General features: G+C 32.9%; 18 protein-coding genes, 2 pseudogenes and 1 riboswitch. Of the genes and pseudogenes, 2 read left to right on the forward strand and 18 right to left on the reverse strand.

Annotation, left to right across the window (positions count from 1 at the left end):
- Positions 1–102 precede the first annotated feature (102 nt).
- Together ACQV2R_RS02825 and ACQV2R_RS02830 are read right to left on the reverse strand one after the other, a co-directional pair.
- Positions 103–420: pseudogene (locus tag ACQV2R_RS02825) on the reverse strand (23S rRNA (uracil(1939)-C(5))-methyltransferase RlmD); the annotation flags it as partial.
- Between the two features lie 53 nt (positions 421–473).
- The gene (locus ACQV2R_RS02830) at positions 474–1,010 is read right to left on the reverse strand and encodes a hypothetical protein (protein WP_428891794.1); all 537 of its coding nucleotides are present in this window, start codon (positions 1,008–1,010) and stop codon (positions 474–476) included.
- 634 nt (positions 1,011–1,644) lie between these two features.
- A riboswitch (SAM riboswitch) is annotated at positions 1,645–1,743 on the forward strand.
- A gap of 71 nt (positions 1,744–1,814) precedes the next feature.
- Here ACQV2R_RS02830 and ACQV2R_RS02835 point away from each other — a divergent pair.
- Both ACQV2R_RS02835 and ACQV2R_RS02840 read left to right on the forward strand, forming a co-directional pair.
- On the forward strand, positions 1,815–1,988 hold the full coding sequence (locus ACQV2R_RS02835) for a hypothetical protein (RefSeq protein ID WP_428891795.1): 174 nt from the start codon (positions 1,815–1,817) through the stop codon (positions 1,986–1,988).
- Between the two features lie 393 nt (positions 1,989–2,381).
- Positions 2,382–3,593 carry an MspI family type II restriction endonuclease gene (locus ACQV2R_RS02840; protein ID WP_428875032.1) on the forward strand — a complete coding sequence of 404 codons (1,212 nt, stop codon included), beginning with the start codon at positions 2,382–2,384 and terminating at the stop codon, positions 3,591–3,593.
- Positions 3,594–3,635: 42 nt separating this feature from the next.
- Here ACQV2R_RS02840 and ACQV2R_RS02845 read toward each other — a convergent pair whose 3' ends face one another.
- The 16 genes and pseudogenes from ACQV2R_RS02845 to ACQV2R_RS02920 form a co-directional block, all read right to left on the reverse strand.
- A complete protein-coding gene (locus ACQV2R_RS02845) occupies positions 3,636–4,829 on the reverse strand; it encodes a DNA cytosine methyltransferase (protein ID WP_428875031.1) in 1,194 nt (397 codons plus the stop codon).
- Between the two features lie 294 nt (positions 4,830–5,123).
- Positions 5,124–6,803 carry a recombinase family protein gene (locus tag ACQV2R_RS02850; RefSeq protein ID WP_428891796.1) on the reverse strand — a complete coding sequence of 560 codons (1,680 nt, stop codon included), beginning with the start codon at positions 6,801–6,803 and terminating at the stop codon, positions 5,124–5,126.
- Positions 6,804–6,857: 54 nt separating this feature from the next.
- Entirely contained in the window at positions 6,858–7,031 is a 174-nt protein-coding gene (locus ACQV2R_RS02855) for a hypothetical protein (RefSeq protein WP_428873476.1), read from the reverse strand.
- A gap of 524 nt (positions 7,032–7,555) precedes the next feature.
- Positions 7,556–8,398: an ATP-binding protein gene (locus tag ACQV2R_RS02860; RefSeq protein ID WP_428884997.1), complete on the reverse strand. Its 843-nt coding sequence runs from the start codon at positions 8,396–8,398 to the stop codon at positions 7,556–7,558.
- A gap of 215 nt (positions 8,399–8,613) precedes the next feature.
- Complete coding sequence (locus ACQV2R_RS02865; RefSeq protein ID WP_428873472.1) at positions 8,614–9,345, reverse strand: phage replisome organizer N-terminal domain-containing protein; 732 nt, start codon at positions 9,343–9,345, stop codon at positions 8,614–8,616.
- Positions 9,346–9,457: 112 nt separating this feature from the next.
- Positions 9,458–11,095: pseudogene (gene mobQ, locus ACQV2R_RS02870) on the reverse strand (MobQ family relaxase).
- A gap of 408 nt (positions 11,096–11,503) precedes the next feature.
- Positions 11,504–11,770, reverse strand: a complete 267-nt coding sequence (locus ACQV2R_RS02875) for a DUF3847 domain-containing protein (RefSeq protein ID WP_428891797.1) — start codon at positions 11,768–11,770, stop codon at positions 11,504–11,506.
- Positions 11,771–11,839: 69 nt separating this feature from the next.
- Entirely contained in the window at positions 11,840–12,325 is a 486-nt protein-coding gene (locus ACQV2R_RS02880; RefSeq protein WP_428884998.1) for a restriction endonuclease subunit S, read from the reverse strand.
- Between the two features lie 11 nt (positions 12,326–12,336).
- Complete coding sequence (locus tag ACQV2R_RS02885; RefSeq protein WP_428891798.1) at positions 12,337–14,238, reverse strand: N-6 DNA methylase; 1,902 nt, start codon at positions 14,236–14,238, stop codon at positions 12,337–12,339.
- An 80-nt stretch (positions 14,239–14,318) separates the two neighbouring features.
- Complete coding sequence (locus ACQV2R_RS02890) at positions 14,319–14,903, reverse strand: GNAT family N-acetyltransferase (protein ID WP_428873467.1); 585 nt, start codon at positions 14,901–14,903, stop codon at positions 14,319–14,321.
- Positions 14,904–14,971: 68 nt separating this feature from the next.
- Positions 14,972–16,435, reverse strand: coding sequence for an N-6 DNA methylase (locus ACQV2R_RS02895; RefSeq protein ID WP_428873466.1), 1,464 nt, complete (start codon positions 16,433–16,435; stop codon positions 14,972–14,974).
- Positions 16,425–16,643, reverse strand: coding sequence for a helix-turn-helix domain-containing protein (locus ACQV2R_RS02900; RefSeq protein WP_428873464.1), 219 nt, complete (start codon positions 16,641–16,643; stop codon positions 16,425–16,427). Before ACQV2R_RS02900 ends, ACQV2R_RS02895 begins: the two co-directional genes overlap by 11 nt.
- Before the next feature lie 123 nt (positions 16,644–16,766).
- The gene (rlmD, locus tag ACQV2R_RS02905; protein ID WP_428891799.1) at positions 16,767–18,440 is read right to left on the reverse strand and encodes a 23S rRNA (uracil(1939)-C(5))-methyltransferase RlmD; all 1,674 of its coding nucleotides are present in this window, start codon (positions 18,438–18,440) and stop codon (positions 16,767–16,769) included.
- Positions 18,441–19,048: 608 nt separating this feature from the next.
- The gene (locus ACQV2R_RS02910; RefSeq protein ID WP_428873527.1) at positions 19,049–19,231 is read right to left on the reverse strand and encodes a hypothetical protein; all 183 of its coding nucleotides are present in this window, start codon (positions 19,229–19,231) and stop codon (positions 19,049–19,051) included.
- 174 nt (positions 19,232–19,405) lie between these two features.
- Positions 19,406–22,651, reverse strand: a complete 3,246-nt coding sequence (locus tag ACQV2R_RS02915) for a pneumococcal-type histidine triad protein (protein ID WP_428891800.1) — start codon at positions 22,649–22,651, stop codon at positions 19,406–19,408.
- A complete protein-coding gene (locus ACQV2R_RS02920; protein WP_428873525.1) occupies positions 22,652–23,602 on the reverse strand; it encodes a metal ABC transporter solute-binding protein, Zn/Mn family in 951 nt (316 codons plus the stop codon).
- Between the last annotated feature and the right edge of the window lie 176 nt (positions 23,603–23,778).

Genomic DNA, 23,778 nt, shown 5'->3' on the forward strand with positions numbered 1-23,778 from the left:
GCAGACTAGGGACTTTCACCCATTAGATTGTGCCCATGCTGGGCACACAAGAAAAAGCCCCCTTGACTGCTAGCTCAATGGGGCTTTACGAGATACTCCAATTTAAATCATCTTAAAATGTTTTAAAGCCTCCTTAATTGCCTCTTCTTTTTCAGGTGGACAATTAGGTGCTATAGGATTTTCCTTCTTTGAAACATTATAATTTTTACCAACTTCAAGTCCACATTTCTTCTTTACTTGCGATATATAACGATTAGATACTTTCATGCCGTGTTTTTTCATAACATATTCTTTAATTTCTTCATAAGTAGCCTTACTTTCAGATGCTGTTACATCTAACTCGTCCATATCTAATTTCACCTTAATACATTGGTCGACATCTAGTTTGGACAATAACGCTACCGTCTCCACATGTGTCGTGAGTAAGCTATGTATGTAATTTATAATGTCGATTGCAAACGTTGTTTGTAAAATTAGCTAAGCTTTCCTGAATAAAATTCATCTTTTTCTATAACAAGTTTATAAAAATCTTTACTCTCATCAAACTCGTGGAAATAGAATAGTTCATTTTCTTGAGCTAATTCCAAATCACTTTCCTCCTGATAATATCTTTTCGAAACTTTTTCGATATATTCCGAATATGTCTTATCAAACTGGTCTATTATTTCAGAATCAAATATCAGACTTTGATCACTCATAATTAGAACAATTTGATCAGCGTCCTCTTTATCTAGACCATCTCCTGTAATTTGTTTATTTTCATAACCTACATAATTACTACCATAATTATCAATTCGTTTTCTTTGGTCCTGTCTATAAACTAGGATTATTTTATAGAGAGCATTCTTCTTTTTTTCAAAGTGTTCTAACAAACTAATCTCTTTATCCAAATCGATTTGTTTTTCAGACGTTTTTTTTGTTAATTTATAATTCATAACTCCAGAAATTATAGTACTTAATAATGTGATTACTGATACAAAAGCAGCCACATAATTTAAAATATTATCCATTTTTAACACCTCACAATTAATCTACTCAACCTTGATAGTAAAATAAACGTTAATTTGCATCTTGATCTTATGTCTTATTTAATTTAGTAAAAAACTCATTGAACTTCTTCAATATCTTTAGCTGGATATTAGCTGTATGGTGGCAATGACTGAAAGAATTCAGAAAAATTAATTCAGTTGACAATTAATAATTTCTAACAATTGTTCATCAAATAGACTTTTTCTTACTTCAATCATAGTTTCAATATTACACCCTCCTTTATGAGCAGCAGAATTTCTTGTATTTCTAACTAATATTATGTCGTCCTCCTAATTACTGAAAACATCAAAAAAGTGCTTTTCGATAATTATTTCAATTTCTCTCAACGTAATTCCTTTCTTCCAATCTATCGACTTTATCATTAATTTTCCATCACGATAAAAATATTTTTTATTTAGTTTGTTTAGTTTAATTAAAGTTATTTATTAACTTCTTCTACACTTGGTTGAGTTAATAACATTCTTTATCTCCTTCGCCTTATCAAATTTACATTTTTAATTAGTAATATTGTACCAAACAATACCCCTTTTATCCTTATAGTTATTTGTTTTTTAAGACTTTCATTGCTATTATCACTCTACAATTAAAAACCACAACTTATCCAGAGCAAGCAGAGGGAATTGGCCCAATGAAGCTGCAGCAACCTACCTTTTGGCAAGGTGCTAAATCCAACTCGAAAGAGAAAGATGAGTCTAATCTAGTTATCTAGCACGACGAATCTCGTTGCGCTTTTTTAATTGAATAAATAACTAGGAGTGGTTGAAATGTTTGAAGTAGAAAAATTAACCTTTAAAGAATTTTTGTATGGCTTGAAATCTTTTAATATTATCCCTCACTTTCGTTTAAGAAGAAGTCAGAGCGGGGAAATAAGTGAGCAAGATTGGATTACACGTAATCCAAATAGAGGGGCTCATATTGGACGATGCTGCACTTGTTGAGTGGGTAATGCGGATAATAATGATTTCAGTCATTTTTGCGAAGCCTATGATGAAGAAACTTACAATCATATAATAAATTTACTGTTCAATTTATCCTTTACAGACATTGAATATAAGGTTATTCAAATAAAATAATCTTTTATATATGATACATTGCAATAATTATTGCGACACTTCTCATGAGCGAGGATTACCTTGTTCTAGGTGGCTGCGTTCTATTTGCAATTTATATTCTAGTCTCTATTTTTACAGACCTTGTATTGCTTAAGCATAATGTAATTGTTACAATGATAGTATCTGAATCTCATTAGCCAATCGAGTTTGAAAGCTAATAATCAATCATGTCGTATGTTTTTATGATTTAGAGATATTTAAGTGAAAGGCAGATATTGAATGTTTGTAAATGAAAACTTAATGAAATATAAATCTGGTCAAAGCGTTAAAGAACTCATATACAATGTCATTGAGCCTATTTGCGACGATCCAAACTTTAATGTTGAATTTAGTTCTAATTATAATATTGGGTACCCCAATAAAGAAAAACAATTCAAAATGGACTTTAAAGTCGTCTTTTCAGAATTCAATAATGAAACTTGGCTTATTAAAGGCACAAGTTCTGTCAGAAACGATCGCATCTATGGAAACGAGTACATGGCTCAAAATATTCGCCTTATTAATGATAATATCACAAAGATTTTTCTGGTTGTTCCTGATTCCATTTCTGAAAAAGAAATGCAAAATGCGAAACGTTATTCCGAGAAAATCAAAAGTGAGACATACGTTTCCTTCATTACGGATGTTATCACTGTGAATCAATTAGCCAGGAAAATAGTAACAAAAACAACCGAAAAGATGCCACAAGGCCAAAGAGCAAATGTTTTAGGATCTATTTCAGAAAATAGTGCTGTTTTATTTTTTAAGGACCCCAAAAATATAGAGTTATGGAATGATTACACAAATGCATCAAGAACCATAAAATCTTCAACCTATATATTATTCAAAACGGTCTTGTTAGCTATTGGTCTTACCGAGGGTGTGGACACCATCAAAAATATCGAGGCATCATCAGACATTCCTAGACTTTCTAATAACGGATTACCTAAAACTGATTTGACCGTATGCATTGAAATGAGTAATGGTCAGAAGTTGGTGCGAAACATTAGCATTAAAAATTCTACCGCCAAGGAAGTTACTATTCACGAAGGCAATATTGCTGACCTGATATCAGCATTAGACATAGATCATGAATCTTCCATAGCTAATGCACTATTGAAATTCGAGAAAGTAGGCAGTCGGAAGCGTCTTCTTGAAACACATCCAAACTCTATCAATATTTTAGATAGTAACTTATCTGAGTATAATGAACAGCTACTTAAGTTTTTCATTTTTGGAGACAACAATCCCTTAGTCAATGACCCAGTTCAGATAGCCGATATGATAATTTTCACGCACAAATTTGAAGTTTTTAAGAAAGATGAATATATATCTTATTATCTCGAAAAATACAGCCATAGTGGTCAATTTGGAACCCCATTTAAATGGACATACCCAAGTAAAAAACGTGGCAAAAAATTTCAAATTAAAGGATTCACAAATAATGATTAAAAAAGTCGTTCATTTAATTACGAATGAACGACTTGATATTTATTATATTGCTAAACTCAACTGTTTTTCTGCTGGAATAGGCTCGTATTCCTGGCCTTCTATCATCACCTTTTTCATTTCATCCGCTACCGCTTTAACCATTGGGATGGCTACTGAATTTCCTAACTGACGATACATTTGAGTTCTGGATATTGGAAATAAAAAATCATCAGGGAAGCCCATGAGACGCTTACATTCCAATTCGCTCAATAGTCTAAGTCCTGTTTCACCATCTTCTACAAAAGTTCCTGTCAACCGCTGTATTTTATGATAGCTAGAAACCAATGTATTAACCCGTATATCACTCTCAAAATGAATAATTTGTGGCTTACCATCGTCTTTCTTGAAGAGATAATTTTCTTGGAGATGTTTAGAAATTGTATATCCCTTAGGATTCCTCTCTAAAATATCTTTAACTGGAACTCGAATGTTTTCATTCCCATGAGGCAACTCAAATTCTTTTACGTTTAAGCTTGGATGGAATCCAACAATAATAACTCTCTCCCGACGTTGTGCTAATCCAAAGTTCTGAGCGTCTAGCACATCATAAAAAACGGAATAGCCTAGTTCTGTAAGTTGCTTAATTATAATATTAAAGGTGCGTCCCTTGTCATTATTCAAGAGACCTTTTACATTTTCAAGTAAAAACATCTTAGGTTGCTTTGCTTTTAATATGCGAAGCACATCAAAAAATAGCGTCCCCTGAGTCTCATGAGCAAATCCCTCACGTTTTCCGATGTTGCTAAATGGTTGACAAGGAAATCCGGCTAATAAGACATCGTGATCTGGGATATCATTCTCATCAATTTGAGTAATGTCACCATAAGGAGTCTCTCCATAATTTGCTTCATAGGTTTTAGCAGCAAATTGATCCCATTCAGAGCTAAATACACACTCATAATCATCATCTTCAAAGGCTTGTCTTGTGCCACCGATTCCAGCAAAAAGGTCGATAAATTTCATTTTGTCTGCCCTTTCCTTTTCATTTTTGATATTCTGATATTCAAAGGAATCTTCACAAATAATCGTATTTTCTTTAGTAGATGATTCTTCTAAATTTTCAATAGCATAGTAGATTAGTTCAATAACCTTTTGACTAAAGCTAGTGCATCCTTCAATAGTTATACCTTCTATCATGTCAATATCTGACTCACTAAAATAAATGCTCTTAGCTTTACGTTTTTCTGATTCAGGCAACTTACTACGTCCTGCACCTTCTCTGGCTCCCCCATGCATATTAAAACCCCTTTTTATCTTTTCTAAATTGTACCAACCTTTTTTTGAAAAATCAATGTTTTAATTCAAGTTAGACTCAGTACATTTGGCCATCCAATTGTTCAATTAGTAATCATTGTTCAATTCTCCTAACCAGTTTCCTCTCACAATTTTACTAAATACTGACAATCTATCCCTAAAACTCTATTTAAACACAGAAAAAATGCTTTAATCAGATTAATCATATGACATAAGGCTTATCGAATCAGGATTTTCTTACACTTTCTTTTCAATCAATACCACACACTCCACATGTGTTCCATTTTCCAAACCTATTAATGTATCTTCCTCAATGATTGGAAGCTTAAAAGTAATAGATTTTAACCATTGTCCATTTGGTTGCTTATCTTGATATATTTCAATCTCTTCAATAAGAACTTCCATAAGTTTTCTTCGTTCTTCATCATTCATAAGATCATACAATTTATCAAAATAAATCAATATCTTATATATATTATCCCCTGTTAATTTTTCAGCTTCAATATTTCTTCTTTTCGCTTTTAAATCTATAAGACTTCTCTCTATCACTTCAATTTTGTCATATGCTTTATATAATCTATTTTCGAAATCCTCTTTGATCCGACTATAATACTTATCCTCAACATCTAAGTTATCTAAATCTTCTAAGATTTTTGATTTTAACAAGTTACTTTTTCTCAGCTCGTTTTCGTAATTTTCTATCTCATTATCTATATTACTTGTATCAACCTTCATGTTAATTTTTTCTTGCATTAGACGAGCAAATTTTGGGTTACTTACCAACTTGGTAATCACTTCAGCTACTGCCCCATCTAATATTTCTTTTCGAATTTGTTTATTGAAGGTACATTTATGACCACGAACTTTTTTTCTATGCTTACATCCATAATAAAAAAAGTCTTTATACTTTGATCCATCTTTTTTATACTTAACGCTTTTATTGCCTAATAAGCCAACACCACAAATAGGACACTTGATTAAGCCAGATAGCAAATGAGTGGTTGTTCCTCTTGGCTTATGTAAATATTCATATTTCTTAGCTTGGCTTGCGACCTTAATCTGAGCTGCTTCCCATACTTCATTACTGATAATTGCCTCGTGAATACCATCAGCTACTAAATAATCATCTTGTTCTACCAATTGATATTCATTACGTGTCCCATGCTTCTTTTCTGTTCTTCGTCTACCATAAGCAATTTTGCCATTATAGATAGGATTTTTTAGAATACGAGTGATTAGACTTGCACTAAAGAGTGGATTCTTTCCATTTTGTCTGGGAATCTTCTTTATGCCCTGGTTGTCTAAATATCTCGCTATGCTGTTTGCTCCCATAGTGGTATTGACATACTTATCAAATATAACACGGATAGCATAAGCCTCTTCTTCGTTTATCTGTAGCTCACCATCAACAAGCTGATATCCATATGGAGCAAACCCACCATTCCATTTGCCTTCTCTTGCCTTTTGCAATCTACCTTCCATAGATTGAGCTCTTATATTTTCCCTTTCAATTTCAGCAACAGCAGAAAGAATAGAAATCATGAGCTTGCCAGCATCTTTTGATGAATCAATTCCATCTTCAACACAAATTAAATTTACACCAAAGTCTTGCATGACCTGTAAAGTTGATAGAACGTCAGCTGCATTTCTTGCAAATCTAGACAGCTTATAAACTAGGACAAAGGAAACGCAATCTTTACCAGACTTAATATCTTGCATCATTTGTGTGAAAGCAACACGCCCTTCAATAGATTTTCCTGATTTGCCAGCATCTTCATACTCACCGACTATCTCATAGTCATTAAAGTCAGCATATGCTTTCATCTTAGCTTTTTGAGCCTCTAAAGAATATCCATCTATTTGCAAGGTGGTTGAAACTCTCGTGTAAATATAAACTTTTTTCTTCTCTTTTCTCATACAAAACCCTCGCTTTCTTAAAATAGTTTGGACATTTATCTCACGACTATTATATCATTTAAATCCTTTTTCCTGCGATAGTTTTGTAAAATTTATATCTTTTATTTCATCTTCATTATCAGAAGTAATTGGAATAGGATTAGGCAAATTATTAACATCCAAATCTTCAGCATATTTTCCAATTAAATCCGCTAATAAGTTAGCTAATCCATTCCATTGATACTCCAATCTCTCACCTCCTTTCTTGTTTGCGAATTATTTAGTTTTATGACATAAACGAGTGCAATGGAATTGCTACATAGGCATCTCACCTCTGCCCCTGTTCTAGATGGGCCAGCGTCAACTGTAGAAGTATCATTATCACCACTTAATTCATCGCTTAAGGTTTCCACGCCTTAATTAAACTCATTTATTTATCGCTTGCTTCCTTCTATCCTTAGAATTTTCTAGTATTCATTTAAACCGATTACTAAGCAGGAAGGTCTAGGCGTATCTAAGCTCATGCTCCTTAAATGGATAACGTCTCGTTGTGGTCTATTCAGTTGTCAAAGATCAAATAGAGTAAATGTCCCTCTACTTTATAAAGTGAAAAAATGACCCTATTGGACCGCTTTTCTCGAAGATTGACACTCTTTTGAGACTACATTGAGACTTTTAAGCTTGTTATTTCGTTCTAAAAATAGAATGTGACATTCTTACTACCTTCTTGATAATAAAAAAGCGACTAGAATTTTTTACTTTTCTAGTCGCTCTTAGTTGTCTATTAATTTTTTTGCTTTTGCTATCTTGTCTTTTCGTTTTTCTTTTCGTCTGTCCTTACCATCTACTTTTAAGGGTACTCCCATTTCTAGTATTCTTGAATAAATTCTTGCCAGCATTAGGTTTTCTTGTTCCCTCTCCAGTTCTCTATAATCTATATTGGTTGTGATAATGGTCGGTTTACTTTTCTGATACCTTGCATTTATCACATTATAGACTTGTTCTAGAGCATACTCTGTATCTCTTTCTATGCCAAAATCATCAAGAACTAGTAGGGTCTTACTTGCTAGGCTATTTATATATTCATTTCTATCAAGGTTAAATCCACCCTTTTGTAAATCATTTAGTATTTGAGAAAAATTCATAACCTTACATTCATAAAGGTGTTTTTCAATGATATCATTAACTATGGAACAAGTAAGATAGGTTTTTCCACTTCCCACTCCCCCATAGATGATTAAACCGATATTATCCTTTTTCATTTCTTCAAATTTCTCTACATAGTTTCTCGCCTTTCTGATTAGGTCTTTATCTATGACTTCATCAGAGTTTCTAAAGGTATACTGACTTTGACTTCTTTCTACAAAACATCTTCTTTTAATTTCTTCCACCTTTAAGGCTCTTTGTCTTTCTTTTTCAAGTTTTTCTCTTTCCCTATCACATTTACAGGCTCTTCTAAATATCATCTTTTTATTTATAAAGTCTATTACTTCTCCATCTACTTGTTCATTACAAGACTTACAGTAAACATGCCCCTCTTTTTCATAATCCCTATCAAGATTGTACTTAAAATTAACTCCTTTGATTTTTATGGTGTTATTATTTTTATCTGTCATTTTCTCCTCCTAAAAAAATAAGGGGGTAACAATTCGTTACTCCCTTTGTGGTAATAAAAAAGCGACTAGAATTTTTTACTTTTCTAATCGCCTTGTACTTCTTATTGATTTTCATTTCTTAAATTGTGTAAGCTAATTTAAAGGCTTTTTTTATTCTTCCCTATAGAATTAATCATCTTTTCTATTAACTCATCTAAAAATCCCTGTCCACCCTCTTATATGCTAGGACTATCATCATAGTTAGATGTAGTTTTTCTTTTATCTGATTTATTTATAAGTTTATTCTTATCTTCTTCATACCAGTTAAGGATTGTTACATAGTGGTTTTTATAGTCTTTACCACTACTTTCCATATACCTTGATAATTTATCTACCATGATTTTAGTGTGGTCTTTTAACTCTTCCTCTAGTTTTTTATATTCTTCTCCTGATAACTTAACATTTTTAAATTGACCATAAAAGGGGGTGGAGGACATTTGGTCTTTTTCTATCCCCTCTATTCTCTTATCTCTATTCTCTATTCTCTTATCTCTATACTCTGGTGGACAATTGTCCGTTAAAGCTATTAGTTTCTTTTTGTTTTCAAGCCTTGCTCTTCTCTTTCTTTCCCCCTCTGTTGATGATTTCCCTATAAATAATTCTATATCTGCCATATATAAAATGTTATCAGGTAATTGGTCTATTAATTCGAGTTCTAAAAATATATTAATTGCTCTTTCTATTGTTCCTGTTTGATGACGAGTTATAGTAGCAATCATTTCTGTTGTATAAGGTATATTATCTCTAAATATTAACTTTCCATTGTTTTTAAGGCTCATTAGATATAGTTTTAGTAGAATGTTTGAATACATAACTCCGTCTTTCATGCTTTCAAGTAAAATTATAGTTTCACTTGTAAAAAAATCTTCCTTTAGTTTTAGATAGTAGTATTTTTTATTATCGCTCATTTCTCCTCCTTAAATTCATAAGGACTGAACAATTTATTCAGTCCTCTATTTCCTAATTATTTTTTTATGTTGTTCCTATTTAGGACTTCATCTTTTATTTTCTAAACGGTGCTTATCTTTCTTCATTTTTTTGGTATTTCTCCCTTGCTTTCTGTCTGTATCCATCATCTTTTTCTTGTTGTTTTTCAAATTTTTTTATCTGTTCAATGATACTTGGCTTTTCTCCCCTCTTTACTGACTTGTCTATTTCAATGGATAGGTCAATGCCATAATCATCATTAACTATTTTTACTGCATACTTAATGTGATTAATCTTTGAAAAATCATCTTTAATATTTTCTTTTGTTTGATTTAATCTTTCAATTTCTATCTCTAAATCATTAACTTGCTTTTTCCACTCTTTAGGTTTTATGGCTGATGAACCTGTTTGCTTTTCTAAATAGGTTCTCACTCTTTTATATTTATCTATTTTTGCTTGATTTTGCTTGTAGTAGCTATCTTTAAATACCTTTTTATTATCCCATGTCTGATATACTCCCTTTGTGTTTTTAATAATATCAGCATAGACTAAGCACTTATTCAGCTTGTCTATTTCTTCTGTCTTATCCTTTATTTCCTTTGATACTTTTCTATTTTTAGCCTGTAAGCTATCTATTTTCCCTTGTAAATCTGCTATGGTTTCTAAATTGTTATCGTGAAGATATACTCTCGCACTAGCAAATCGTTTAAGGTCGGCTAAACCTTTCTTTTCTCTCCAATAACTATTTAGGTATTTTCTTTTATCCACTTGAATATCATGGTAAATTGAGATGTATTCATAGAGATTAAAGAGTTCTGCCTTGTTCTCTAACTCATCTTTTTTATCTTGTTTATATTCATCATACTTTGATTGAAGTTTTCCGATTAAACTTCCTAACCATGAATTGATTTCAGATAATCTATTCTTAATTTCCTTGACTAAGCTGTTATGTTTTTTAATCTCTCGGTTGATATTCCCTTTTTCTGTTTCTATGCCTTGTATTTCTAAGGCAGAAGCACTTGCTCCCATATGAATGGTGGGTATTTCATCTCGTCCTTGTCTTTCATAGGAACGATGGTCTACTCTTTTTTGAAGATTATTTTCTTCAAGATACTTATTACATAAATCTGCAAAGTTTGCCCTCCACTTTTCAGCATTGCCCCGATTATTCCAATCAGTGAGTTCTATTTTTCTTGTTTTTTGTTTACCACTTTTTGTAAGGACTGGCTCCCCTTTTTCATCAAAGACATATTCTTTTTTGCTTTTCTGCCCCCATGATCCATCTTCATTTAGTGGTCTGACTGTTGTCATAATATGAGCGTGAATATTCTGATTTCCCTCATCACTTTCATCATGAATAGCAAGGTCTGCTATCATTCCTTGTGATACAAAATTACTTTCAATAAATTCTGCTATAAGTTTTTTATTTTCTTCAATACTTAATTCTTTGGGTAAGGCTATAATAAAACTTCTCGCCAGTTGAGCATTGATTGCTTTTTCATTTAGTTCCACACTATTCCATAAAGTTGCCCTGTCTTTAAATTCTTCTTTTGCATTTTCAGGTAAAAATATTTCCTTGTAGATTTAGTCTTTTTTGTTATGGTAGTCATGGGTTACTCCGTCCCATTCATTGGTTATTTTCTCTCTTGATATATAGGCTGAACTAGAAACTGCTGACTTCCCCTTTCCTCTACTTACCATAGAAATATTAAAATGAAAACTCTCTGCCATCTTCTAACTTCCTTTCTTGTTTTTGGTGTCGGTCTTAATAAATTTTTTTGAACCTCCAATTAGTGAATGAGCGTTTTGAAATGATAAAATAAAAAAAGCCGACGATACTAAACTTACTTTCTTATTTCAGTATGTCGGCTTAATGATTACCATTCATTTCAAATTTTTATTGTCAAGGGCGAGCGGTAGCGAGTTTATTTTACCCTTGACTATAAAAAAGCAAATGGATATTTTTATGAAATTGTATTTTAGAAAAATTTGATAAAGGCTTTAGCCTTTTATTGCTCCCTGCAAGGGCCAAGCACCGCAGGTCGCAAGGACACCCTTTAGGGTGTATAATTGCGCCCTTAGAAAATCTAAGGGATTGATTATGTTATTTTCTCTTTCAAAACTTCTTCCTTTTTCCTATCAATCCATATTCAGAAAAACTTTATCTAATATTTCAATAATTTCATCATTGCTTTTTTCTTCTGCTTTCTCAATATAGCTTTCTAAGATTGCCCCTCTTTCTATTAGTCTTTTTGTCCTTTTCTTCCTTTCTCTCTGACTAATCTGTCTTTTGGTTTTCTTCTCTTGGTTCTTTAATTGCTCAAGTTCAAATTCACATTTTTCTTTTTCTTCTAATAAATTTTCTATCTCATATTTTACTTGATTTAATCTTTTTGTATTTTTCATTTCTTCATCTCCTCTTAAAATTAGACATAAAAAAAGCGACTAGAGTTTTATTTCTAATCGCTTTCTCTGCTACTGTAAATATGAATTAAGAACTTTACTTATTTCACTATTTAAGTCAATTTGATTTTTTTCTAAGTTTTTAATTTCTTTTTCTAGTTTAATAACTTTTCCCATTTCTTCATTTTGTTTCTTTATGTTTGGAACATTTATAGTTATACTTTTAACTCTATCTATTGATGCTCTATGACTTCTTGAAAACCCTACTGATTTTCCAGCTTTTTCTAAAACATAAGTCATATATCTAGGATTTATTTTACTATCATCAATAGTCATATATCCACAATGATCAGTTGGATAAAATTCATATCCTTTTTCAAAAATATTTACCATCCAATCTCCATCTATCCCCCACACAATATAGTCAGTTTCAAAACTTTCAATTAATGCTTTATCTATATTACCCATAGGTTCAAATACATTGGCACTGTATACTGGTATACCTTTTTCTGTTAATTCACTTTGTAGAACTCTCTTTCCAATAGACAGGCTGAACACGTTGGTATCACTTAGTTTGTACCCCCCCCATCATTTTTTATGACTTCAAGATCTTCAAATATTTTCTGAATTTGAGATTGATAATCTTCTATTTTCATACGAGTAGTTTCATATTTTTCTTCTATTTTTTCACATTCTGATATTATTTCTTTTTGTACTTCTATAGGTGGTACTGGGATTTTTATATTTTCAAAATCTGATGAAATATTTTTTATATTCCCACCTAATGCAATACTTTTTATTTGTTGATCAATTTTATTTGATGATAAAACCAAAAATAAATATTTAGGGAGTATTTCTTCTATCGATCCTAATCTTATTATTCCCATAAATCCACCAGCATATTTTTTAAGGTTTTCATATATAAATGCCATTTTTCCAATATGTTTCAAGCTCCCACTAGAAAAACAGATGAAAATATCATTTTTTAACAGTTGTTTTTCTGCAGGTAATTCGTAGTCATCTTCAATATAAATTTCTTTTTTTATATCTAAAATATTATGCAACGTTATATTATCAGCAGTTAAAACAATATTACTAGTAATATTTAAACTTTCTTTATTCTTAGGATATGTTACTCCTCTAATTATACTCAATTCATTTATCTCTTTTATTTTCTTTACAGTATATTTACTTTTAATCTTTATGACTTCTCTTTTAATCAGGCTTATACCCTTATCAAACTTTTCCCTTTCAAAGTCAAGCATATTCCTTGTTTGAATAATATTTATAAATTCCTCTAGAGAATCATCAATATCTACTATGTTATTATTAAATGCATTTCTAATAATAGGAGCTATATGTTTATCACTGTTTCTATCTTTAGGGTCATATAATCTCCCTCCTAGATTTCTAATTCGTATTCCCTCACTCCCCTTACGATTAGACCATTGATAGCCTAAAAAATCATACTGTCCTGTTGCCGTTGTCGGAGATTTTACTACCACTGTTTCCTGCTCTCTTACAAGAGCAAAATAGAATATTTTTTCTTTTTCAACTTCCTTAATATTGCTATAAAAAATATTGTTTATATTTTCTTTTTGTTCTGATTCTGATTGATTTTTAAATGAACTACGACCTTGTAAATTTCTTAATTCTGTAGAGCTTTTAAAGTCATCTACATACATTTTAAAATAATTATTTTCCAATAAATCAGTATAATCTCTAGCTTCTTCTATAAATTCAAGATATAAATTCTTTTCTACCCCTATATGCTCAAGATAATCTTCTAATATTTCGTTGTCCATCCATTCAGCTGTTTTCTCATTGTTGAAAACAGCCTGGACTGTATCTTCTATGATTTTAAAATATTTTGGTGGCTCGTTATATTTTTGTAAAAATAAAATGACCGTGTTTGTATTTGTAGCAGCAAAAGTTTTATCTGCAAATTGAGAAATAGCTTTTATCTTGAAGTTTTTTAAAATCTCATCTCTTGCACCTACATAACTGTTTGATGTATTGCTCAAAATAGGAGATGGGAGTATAACAGCAGCTATACCATTAGGTTTTAAAAGCTGAGATATCCTTTCAACGAATAAAACCTCAATTTCACTACCCTCATTTGATATAGATTCTGTTAGTTCAAAATCATTTTCTTTTAAATTTAAATGTGACTTAAATGCCCTTACAGAATAGGGAGGATTAGCAACTAAGATATCAAAGCTGTTATTTTCAATTCCTTTGCTTTTATGATTATCTAAACCATCTCCAAAAATGATATTTCCACTACCTGCACCATTCATAAAAAGAGAGATTTTAGAAACTCTTGCTAATCTATAATCTTTTTCTATACCATAGATATTTTCAGCTATCCAATTATTATTGGTATTTTCTTTTATCTGATTGATTAGGTCAATCCCCTCTGTTAAAAAGTGACCACTTCCACCTGCAAAATCATATAGCGATATCAACATTTATAGATGCTGATTTTTTGTTAATTTAGGTGGATTGTTAACCATACAAACTAAAAATATCATACAGAATCACGTTTCTTTTAAACATTAGTTTTATTCTTATTATCCCATTCATTTTTTAGTATTACGGTTAAAATTGCCTCTTCTTCAGTTTCATACCTAGTCTTAAAGGTATGCTCTAAGAGGTAAGTAAAACCTAATTTTTCATTTACTCGCTTTGATTGATTATTCTTCTTAAAGAATCCACAAAAAACTGCATCTAATCCGATATCCTCAAAACAATATTTCAAAACCGCTAAACCGGCTTCTGGCATGTATCCCTTCCCCCAAAAATCTTTACTTAGAACATATCCAATTTCTCTACATTTTAAATTTTTGAATTCTTGGCCAGCTAGTCTTTCATCGTACTTATCTATACCAAAAGAACCGATAACTTTTCCAGATATTTTGTCTTGTATTGCAAAAGTCTTTTTATCACTCATGAACATATCTAAAATTTTCTCAGACTCTTCAATTGATTGATGATGAATCCATCCTGCCATCTCACCAACACCAGGAACCTTTGCATACTCATAAAAATCATTTAGATCCTTTTTCTCAAAGGGTCTTAAAATAAGAGATTTGGTTTCTAACCTTACCCCTGTAATATCAATATCTTGATTCATACTTACTCCTTTTATCCTTCAACTTTCCAAAATCATATATTTTCACAATTGGGGAATTTAGAAGTGTTTTATTTTTGTAAAGGGTTTGAAGCCCTGTCCCTATCGTTACTATTTGCCGTTGTCATAATTATGACACGAAAACCACAAGCGTAATCTATTATTTTAGGATAGCCATCTTCCTTTGAAAGACTTTTTAAGTTATTTATTGGCAAGCTTTCCCAAATAAATCTTGTAATTGGAATAGGTGTAAAGAACTGTCCCTCATTTTGCTTAAAGCCTTGATTTAATAGTTGTTCAAACAAATCTCCTAAAAATTGATGTTTAGATGAGTATACAATCCTGTAATGTTCAAATAGTTTAACCACTTCTACTAGAATTTTACCATTTTGTCTAAAAAGCTCCTCATTGTGTACATCTTTAAAAGCAAAATCACTATTAGAATAGAATTTTAACTTTCTAAATGTTTCTTTTAAATCTTCTATAGCATTTTTCCTATTCTGTCCTTTGTAGGTTGAAAATAAATTTAAAGGATATTCTGATGATACATAAAATATTTCTTCTTTCATAAATTTATCCATCCCCTCTTTATAAAGCCTTTGAAGTCTATCTAAGAGGGTCTCATAAGTATCTGTTCCGAATTTATATTGAAAGTCAACTATATCATCTTCTTCTTTATTTATTTCATCTACAAGTTTACAAATAAACAGTGCCGTTAATTTATTAAAAGCATTTTCCTTATCTGATACATTATTGTGCCTTAATATCTCTTCAAATTTATTTACAATTTTATCTCTTGGATTAAACTCTTTTAAGTCTTTTTTTCTAAGTGGTTTTTCTCCAATGTTATAGGCAATTGTATCCTCAGAAAAAATTAAGTCTCCATATGTTTTCTGATCATAGGTTTCTACCCATGTTTCAAAAGTCTTTTCTTTAGAATTTGCATTTTCATATAGGTCTATACTTTTGTCTTTTTTTGCTTTTTCTAAGATATCTTCTGTATCAAATACTGGAATTGTCTTTATTTGATGGTTTAGCTTTCCATCTTTAAAGCTTGAAGCATATAGCATTAGCCATTTTGTAGATTTTTCTTGTTGTAAATATGAAAATAGTTGTCCACCATCTGATTTTAATGTTTTAAGCTCTTTATCAAATTCATCTCCATAGGTTTTGCACTCAATTATAAAGAGCATATCATTGCCAGTAGCGTTCATAACACATATGTCAGCACGACCACTTTTTTGTAAATGACCTAATGACCATCTTTTTTCAATTTCTATGTGTGACGGTTTATATCCTTTTTCTAATAGCCTATGAATACATTCTAAAACGACAAAATTCTCATTGCTAGAAAAATTTGTAGTCTGCCTTTCATTTACTATCATCCCCTTTTCCGTAGGATAAATTATTTTTTCATTTGAAAAGTCTACAAGAATATCACAGTTAGTTTCTTCAAAATGATAAGAATAGTTACCGTCAACTTCTTCATAACCTAAAAAAATTAATAATTCTTTCAGGTTGTCTTTAGTTATCATTTTTTTCTTCCTCCTTGAATTCAATTACTTCATTAGGAGAAAGTTTCATCTTCCTACATATCTGTTCTAAGTTTCTCATGGATATGTAGTCATTTTTCCCTAACTTTGCTAATAAATTTCCTGAAATACCTACATATTCTTGAAATTCAACTTTTCCCATTTCTCTTTTGGCTAGTTCTATCCATAAAGGTCTATAAGATACTCCCATTTTATCTCTCCTTATATCTGATTTAATATATATTCATTTTAATTATTATTTTAGACACTATGCCTAGTATATCATTTATCTTGCCCTTTTGAAATACTAGCTTGTCTTTCTAATATCCTTACATTAAATCATTTTAAAATACTCTAAAGCTTCCCTTATCGCTTCTTCCTTCTCAGGTGGACAATTAGGGACTATAGGATTTTCTTTCTTTGAGACGTTATAGTTTTTACCAACTTCAAGTCCGCATTTTTTCTTTACTTGTGATATATATAGATTAGATACTTTCATGTTGTGTTTCTTTAATACATAATTTTTAATTTCTTCATAGGTAGCCTTACTTTCAGAAGCCGTTACATCTAACTCATCCATATCTAATTTTACTTTAATATGTTGGTTGATATCTAGTTTGGACAATAACGCCACCGTCTCCACATGCGTTGTATGCGGAAATTGATCCACCGGTTGAACAGAGACCAATTCATAACCAAAGTCACGTAACCAAACCAAATCCTCTGCTAAACTTTTAGGGAAACAAGAAACATAAACAATTTTATCCGTACCAAATCTTCCAATGGCACGCATGACTTTTCCACCGGCCCCAGAACGAGGAGGGTCTAATAGTAATAAATCAGGTCGTCCCCACTCGGTTTCCAAGCGCTTCAAGCCATTTCTCGCATCACTGGTCATAAAGAAGGTATTGTCTAAGCCGTTATCAATCGCATTGCGAATAGCTGATTGAATCGACTGGTCAACAATCTCAATACCGGCTAAGTCTTTAGCCTTTTCAGCTAGGGGCAAACTAAAAGTTCCCACCCCGCAGAAAAGATCTAAGACGCGCATTTGATCATTGACCTGGGCGAATTCCAAGGCTAGTTGTACCAATTTCTCCGCTTGGACAGGATTGGCTTGGAAAAAGGTCTCCGGCCAGATCCGATAGCGAAAGCCATTTAATTCGTCATTAATATAATCGCGCCCATGAAGAATAAACGTTTCGTCGGCTTGAATCCGTTCCGTCGCTTCCTTGTGTAGAATCCATTGTAAACTAACTAATTGATCGAAGCGTTTGCTTAGCCGCTGACTCAAATCATCCACTGCCTCTTGCATTTGACTAGGTGCTTCAGTGGCATAAATCACTACCATCAACTCCCCGGTGACAAAGGATTGACGCAATAAGAGATTTCTCAAAAGACCTTTTTGAGTCTGTTTGTCATAATAGGATAATTGATAATCTTTTTGCCAGTCGGCGACTACTTCTTTTACCCGGACAAATAGTTTAGGAGCAAGCACCGAATCTTTCATATCGATGATTTTGGTGAAGTTACCTTGTTCATGCATACCGATAGCCCCTTCAGCTCCGAAGCTTAACTCCATTTTATTACGATAATGGGTGGGATCATCCATCCCAATAATGGGTCGAACACAAGCCGGATCGAATCCTTGGCTTGCTAAATGGTCCTTTACTTCTTGGGTTTTATAAGCTAACTGAGCTGGATAGGTCATGGAAATTAATGGCGTTCCCCCGGCATTGGCGTCTTTGAGCGGAATATCAAGATTACGATCAGGACTGGCTGCTAATAATGCATCAAACGGTACGACTGCTTGCTTTCTGCCCTTGGCATTAGGTACCGTCACCCGAACTCTATCCCCTGGAACGGCATTGGGTATAAATAATTTCAAGCCCTTTCCATTCGACCCACGGTCTGGCGCATGGACATAACGGGCATAGCCATTTCCTTTATGGTCTAACTCAGTAATTTCAACTTCCAATACTTCAGTCGGAAATATTTCTTTTTTCATTCACTCACTCTTTCTACTCATCATTTCCTTTAACAGCTTTCTGCTTTTTCTTCAACCATTGCGAATAAGAACCAGTGTATAACTTTCCTTCAATGCCTATTTCATCTAAGGCTAATAAATTGCTACAAGCGGTTACGCCCAATCCTCAAGACACCATGAGCTCTTTGTCTTTAAGGTCTTTGAAATGAGCTTATAAACTTTTCTGGGACCTCATATACCCCTTATCATCGTACACCAATTCGTAATAATATGACTTGGCATGCGGAATGTGACTCGCCTCATCATATAGTGGCTCCTCAAGTCCTAAATAGTAGTCATCGCCACTGGCTTGATCATTTCCCAGTGTTACATTTATAAAAAAGCTTTTGGATACTGGCTAAGTTCATCGATTTCAATAAAGCGCTTCATTAAATACCTCTTTTCTTACTACTTTAAGCTAAGTTTTTAAGATTGTTCCTATATTATATCATGAATGAATAGACATTCCTTGGCTACTTCTAAGTCTTGTAGTAGACAATTAAAATAAGACTCCTATCGATAGAAGTCTTATTTTCTATTTAAATGAAATGCTTTAATAATTAAATTTAAAAACCTAACCTTTCCTCTTCCTAAAATCCATCTTCCTCATAGCCGTTGCTATTGGGATCCATCGCATTGATACTCGCTTGTATAAGAGATTCGCTGCATTTTTTGCAGTAATATTCTTCAAACTCAGGTTCTGAACCTTCCCAGTCAATTTTAGACTTGGAAAACTCTTTCCCGCAATAAGAGCACTGATATTTCTTAGCCATAGCTTTTGCTCCTTATAATCAAAAAATTTATTTTGATTATAAAATATGCCTACTTTCTTGTCTATCAAATTTATTTGTATGACATAAATTTTGATATTTAATTTCCCTAAATAAAAATTAAGAGTCCTTTGATCATTAACAAGGACTCTTAACATAACTTTGTTATAATTTTGATTATTTGCCTATTTCTGCATCATCTAAATTAGAATCATTTCGTTCTCCAATCTCTTCTTTTGCAAAAGGAGCAACTTGTGGCATAGCAGGTAATTCACCATTCATAATATAAGCAAGCTTTACTTGTTTAATCGTAAGATTAAGGTTGGCATAATCTGGATTAGGATTTGGAACGATTACCATACCTGAAAATATTTGAATACTTGATGGGTTTACCCCATAGTAATTACCTACAAAATTTTTCAATTGTTCCATCGAAATTTCTTTGGTAGTTTCATCTAGTGAAGAAACTTCATTTTCTGAATCTACGCCATCCTTCTGACTAGCAAGTTCTGGCAATGCCTCTTTATTTTCCATCGCTGCTCTTGCTTCAGACTCTATAATTAATACATTCTCTTCTCCAGAAGCTGGCGTCACTATATATCCAAAACCTTTTCCGTACTTAACAGACTTAGCAGCCTTACCATAGTAGTTTTTAATATATTCAATGACCGCTTGATGGCTAACTCCTTTATTAGAAGGAGTTTCTTCAACCACTTCATCCTTTTCTCCTTCAACATTTTCTTCAGTTTCTGGCAAATCATTTGAATCTGTTTCATAGGCTTCTGTTACGTCAATCTCATCGATCACTAAATTAAGATCACCAACTTTGATACGACCATTAAAGATAAACATATCAGATGGCTTAACTTTATAGCGCTGAGCGACATAGACTTTCTTTTCAAAAAGTGGATCTTCTATTGTTTTTACATCTTTTAATGAGACTTGATCATATTTAATTGGTAATTCTATGTCATCTAATGGTATCTCTACTACTTTATAGAACTTCGTTAAAGCATAAATGGTAGCATCTTTACGCCAAACATCAATGTAATCCTTATTACGCGATACTTCACTCATTTTAAGCGTAATCAATTGAGTTTGATAGTCTTCTTCCGAGGTGAAGTTAGACTGCTTTAATTCTGTTGGAATTTTATCCATATTCGCTGTATGTGAATGATTACCGTGCGGAATAATCACTTCGTTACCGTTGACTTCCAGATCTTCAATGGCTACACCATTTTCCAAAGAAATATAGGCCAACTTGGCTGCAATTTCTTCTGCTGTATATTTACTTTCTTCTGCTGCATTAATGTTTCGCTGATTGATAAAGTCAGCAGCTGCTTTCAATTCACTGTCGTCTAAATCACCAAAAGGAATAAAGTGAGTGTGTCCTTCATGCTCAGCTGTAAGCCCCTTTTTAGAGTAGTTCAAAATACTTTCTGGTGTGAAAACATAGCCATCATCCGTTGTATATGTTTTACCGTCCTTACCCTTAGCTGACTTCTTATAATTTTGAGCTAAGAAATCAACTTTTCCATCTGCTTTTGGTTGATCTGGTTGGCTAGGCTTTTCAGATTGACTTGCTTGGTCTAATTCAGCTGGTTTTTCATTATCTGCTTTATCAACTTGTGGGTTTTTTGGCTTCACAGCGACTGATGGACGTTTGCCTAATTTCATTTCTGCTAATTTAATTTCTAAATCTGATAGACTTGAACGTGGAATAACATGGAAGTGGTCACCATGAGGTAAGACGAAGTCTCCCTCAATCTCATCTGTTACGAGTTCCGGGTCAAAGACCAAACCATCAGATTCAGTATGACGTTGGTTGATTGGCAAAGCATAGAGTTTGGCTAATAGGCGCTGATATTCTGAATTTGTTTGGTTTTTATTACCTTGATCATTTTCAGTTGGCTTATCAGCTATCTTATCAAGGTTTTGAGAAGGTTTTTTATTACTTGGCTGATCAACTTTGTTATCTTCTTTAGCTAAACCAAATTCAGCCAATAAATTACGTTTAATTCCGAATTTCTTTTGAATATAAGCTTGTGTTTGGGCTAATTCTCCTTTGTTTAAGTGAGCAAAAGGAACAAAATGGAAGTGACTACCATGAGCAGCAATTAAACCTGTATCCGTTACCTTAGTAATGGATCCCACTGAAAAGACATAGCCATCATCCGTTGTGTAAGGACCTTTATGATTAACAGCTTTGTCATGAATGATCTGATCAACCATTCCTTTATCAGCTGTTTTACTGTTGCCTTGTGAAATTTTTCCACCTGATAGAACAGCGTTTGCAATCATTATTTCTTGAGGCGTTAAATCTGACTTTGGAATAAAGTGGAAGTGGTCACCATGGGGAACAATAAAGCCATTGCCTAAATCTTTTATAACGTCATAAGGGTTAAAGATATATCCATCATCCGTTACGTAAGCTCCACTAGAATTGCGGTTACCTGATCCACCCACTTCACCAGCTGCTATGGTGTTAGCTACATCTTTACGCACTCCACCTGCTTGTTTAAAGACCTTTTGACTGCTGGTTACTTGAGCTTCAATATCTTGGAAAGTTCGGATATTATCAGCTTGGGCCCGATCTTCAGGAGCTATGTAAACTTGGTACTGATCTTCTAGCTTTACAATGTATCCATTCTTAATTTCTGCGACCACATCTTCTTGGTCCAATTGATAATCTTCAGGTGTTAGGAGTCTTTCAGAGAAAACAGCCTCTGGATCAAGGTCACCATAGAAAACATGTAAATCAAAAGCGTGATTGGTTACAAACTCTTCTTCGGTTAAATAGACAACAACATGCTCTCCTTCAATCCCTTTTTGATCTGCTACTTCTTCAGGACTGCGTTCTAATTCATAAGTAATAATAGCCTCTTCGCCAAGTTCATATTCTTCCATCAAATCATAAATAGCCTTTGCATCGACAGGATCCATACTGTATGACTGTAGTAACACTTCTTCTAAAGAACGAAGATTTTTAGCTTGATCTGGATTTTCTATATAAAGATAATATTGGTCATCTACTAAAATAATTTGCCCTTCATCCGTTTGACTAACAAGATCCTCTTCATTAAATTGATAATCTTCAGGGGCTAAGACTCCCTCTGAAAAAATAGCATCACTAGGAACTGCTCCATTGAAATAGTGATAATGATCACCGTGAGAAGTCACATAACCTTCCCTATTGATTTGGACAATAATTTGCTCGCCCGCAATGCCTTCTTCCATTGAAATTTCTTCCATAGTGCGGTTTTCAGTGCTTGAGACATTACTTGGCTTTTCTCCATCGCTACCCTCAATATAATTAATGAATGAATCTTTATCATCTTGAGCGTAGATTGATTTAATTGGTTCATGCCAACTTAAAAGTGTCAATAAAGCGGCGGATGACAAGAGTATTTTAGATGGTTTCATTTATTTCTCTCCTTCTTCTTGCAAAACTTTTAACAGTCTTTGTAAATTATTTTCTAAATTAGCTAGTAAACTTAAATCATTATGGGGATCCGCTTCTAAGGGATCCAAGACTTCTACCTTAGCTCCAGTCTCTTGGGCTATTAATTGTGAAGCTTTATCTGAAATATTCGGCTCGGTAAAAATGGTTTTGACTTGATATTTTTCCACAAACTTTTTCACTTCTTGCAATTGTTTCACACTGGGCTCTTGTCCAGACACACCTGCTATTCCCAACTGTGTTAAGCCAAAGCGTGTGGCTAAATAAGAAAAGGCTGTATGCTGAGTGACAAAAGTCTTTTGCTTGAGCTTTTTAAAAAGTGAGGTGTATTTATCCGTTATAACCTGAGCTTGCGTTCCAATACTTTCTGCTCTTTGCAAATAGTAATCTTTATTATCTCTATCCACTTCCCCTAAGGCTTGAGCAATCAACTTTGCTTCTTCGCCTATTTCAATGGGATCTAACCAGGTATGTGGATCATAAAGGGTTGATTCATCTTTACCCTCCATCAATTCTAGTTTTTCTAGACCCGGCACTTTCTTCATAGCTAATCCATTCGAAGCTTCAATAATAATCACATTAGATTTCTCTTGCTTTTCGACATTGTGCTTAATTTTTTGAGCCCAAGATTCTAAGATATCTGAGTGATAAACAAAGATATCAGCATCATAAATGGCCACCACATCATTAGCCGAAGGCTCAAAACCATGAATACCATTCGCTGAATTAATCATCAAAACAGGGTGTTTATCGCCAACGATTTCCTTGGTTAAGGCATACATTGGATAAAAAGAAGTGACTATTTTTCTTTCTTCTTCTGCTTTAACAGATTGAATTGAAGAAATATTCACTAAAGAGCCAATAATAAGACAAAGAACTAACCACCATTTTTTTGTTTTTGCTTGATACTTCATACGATCTCCTTTTTTAAATTTATCTGCCTAAAGATAAATAGTAATTATTATTATTTTCAAAATGAATATTACCGTCTTTCCTTTTTCCTGTCAACAAAAATTTTTGTGTTTTTTTATTTTTCTAAATTTTTGCATAAAAAAAGCCTAATCTTAAAGGATTAAGCTGTCTTAAAATT

Source organism: Facklamia sp. P12937 (genome assembly GCF_050409505.1).
Classification (GTDB): domain Bacteria; phylum Bacillota; class Bacilli; order Lactobacillales; family Aerococcaceae; genus Facklamia.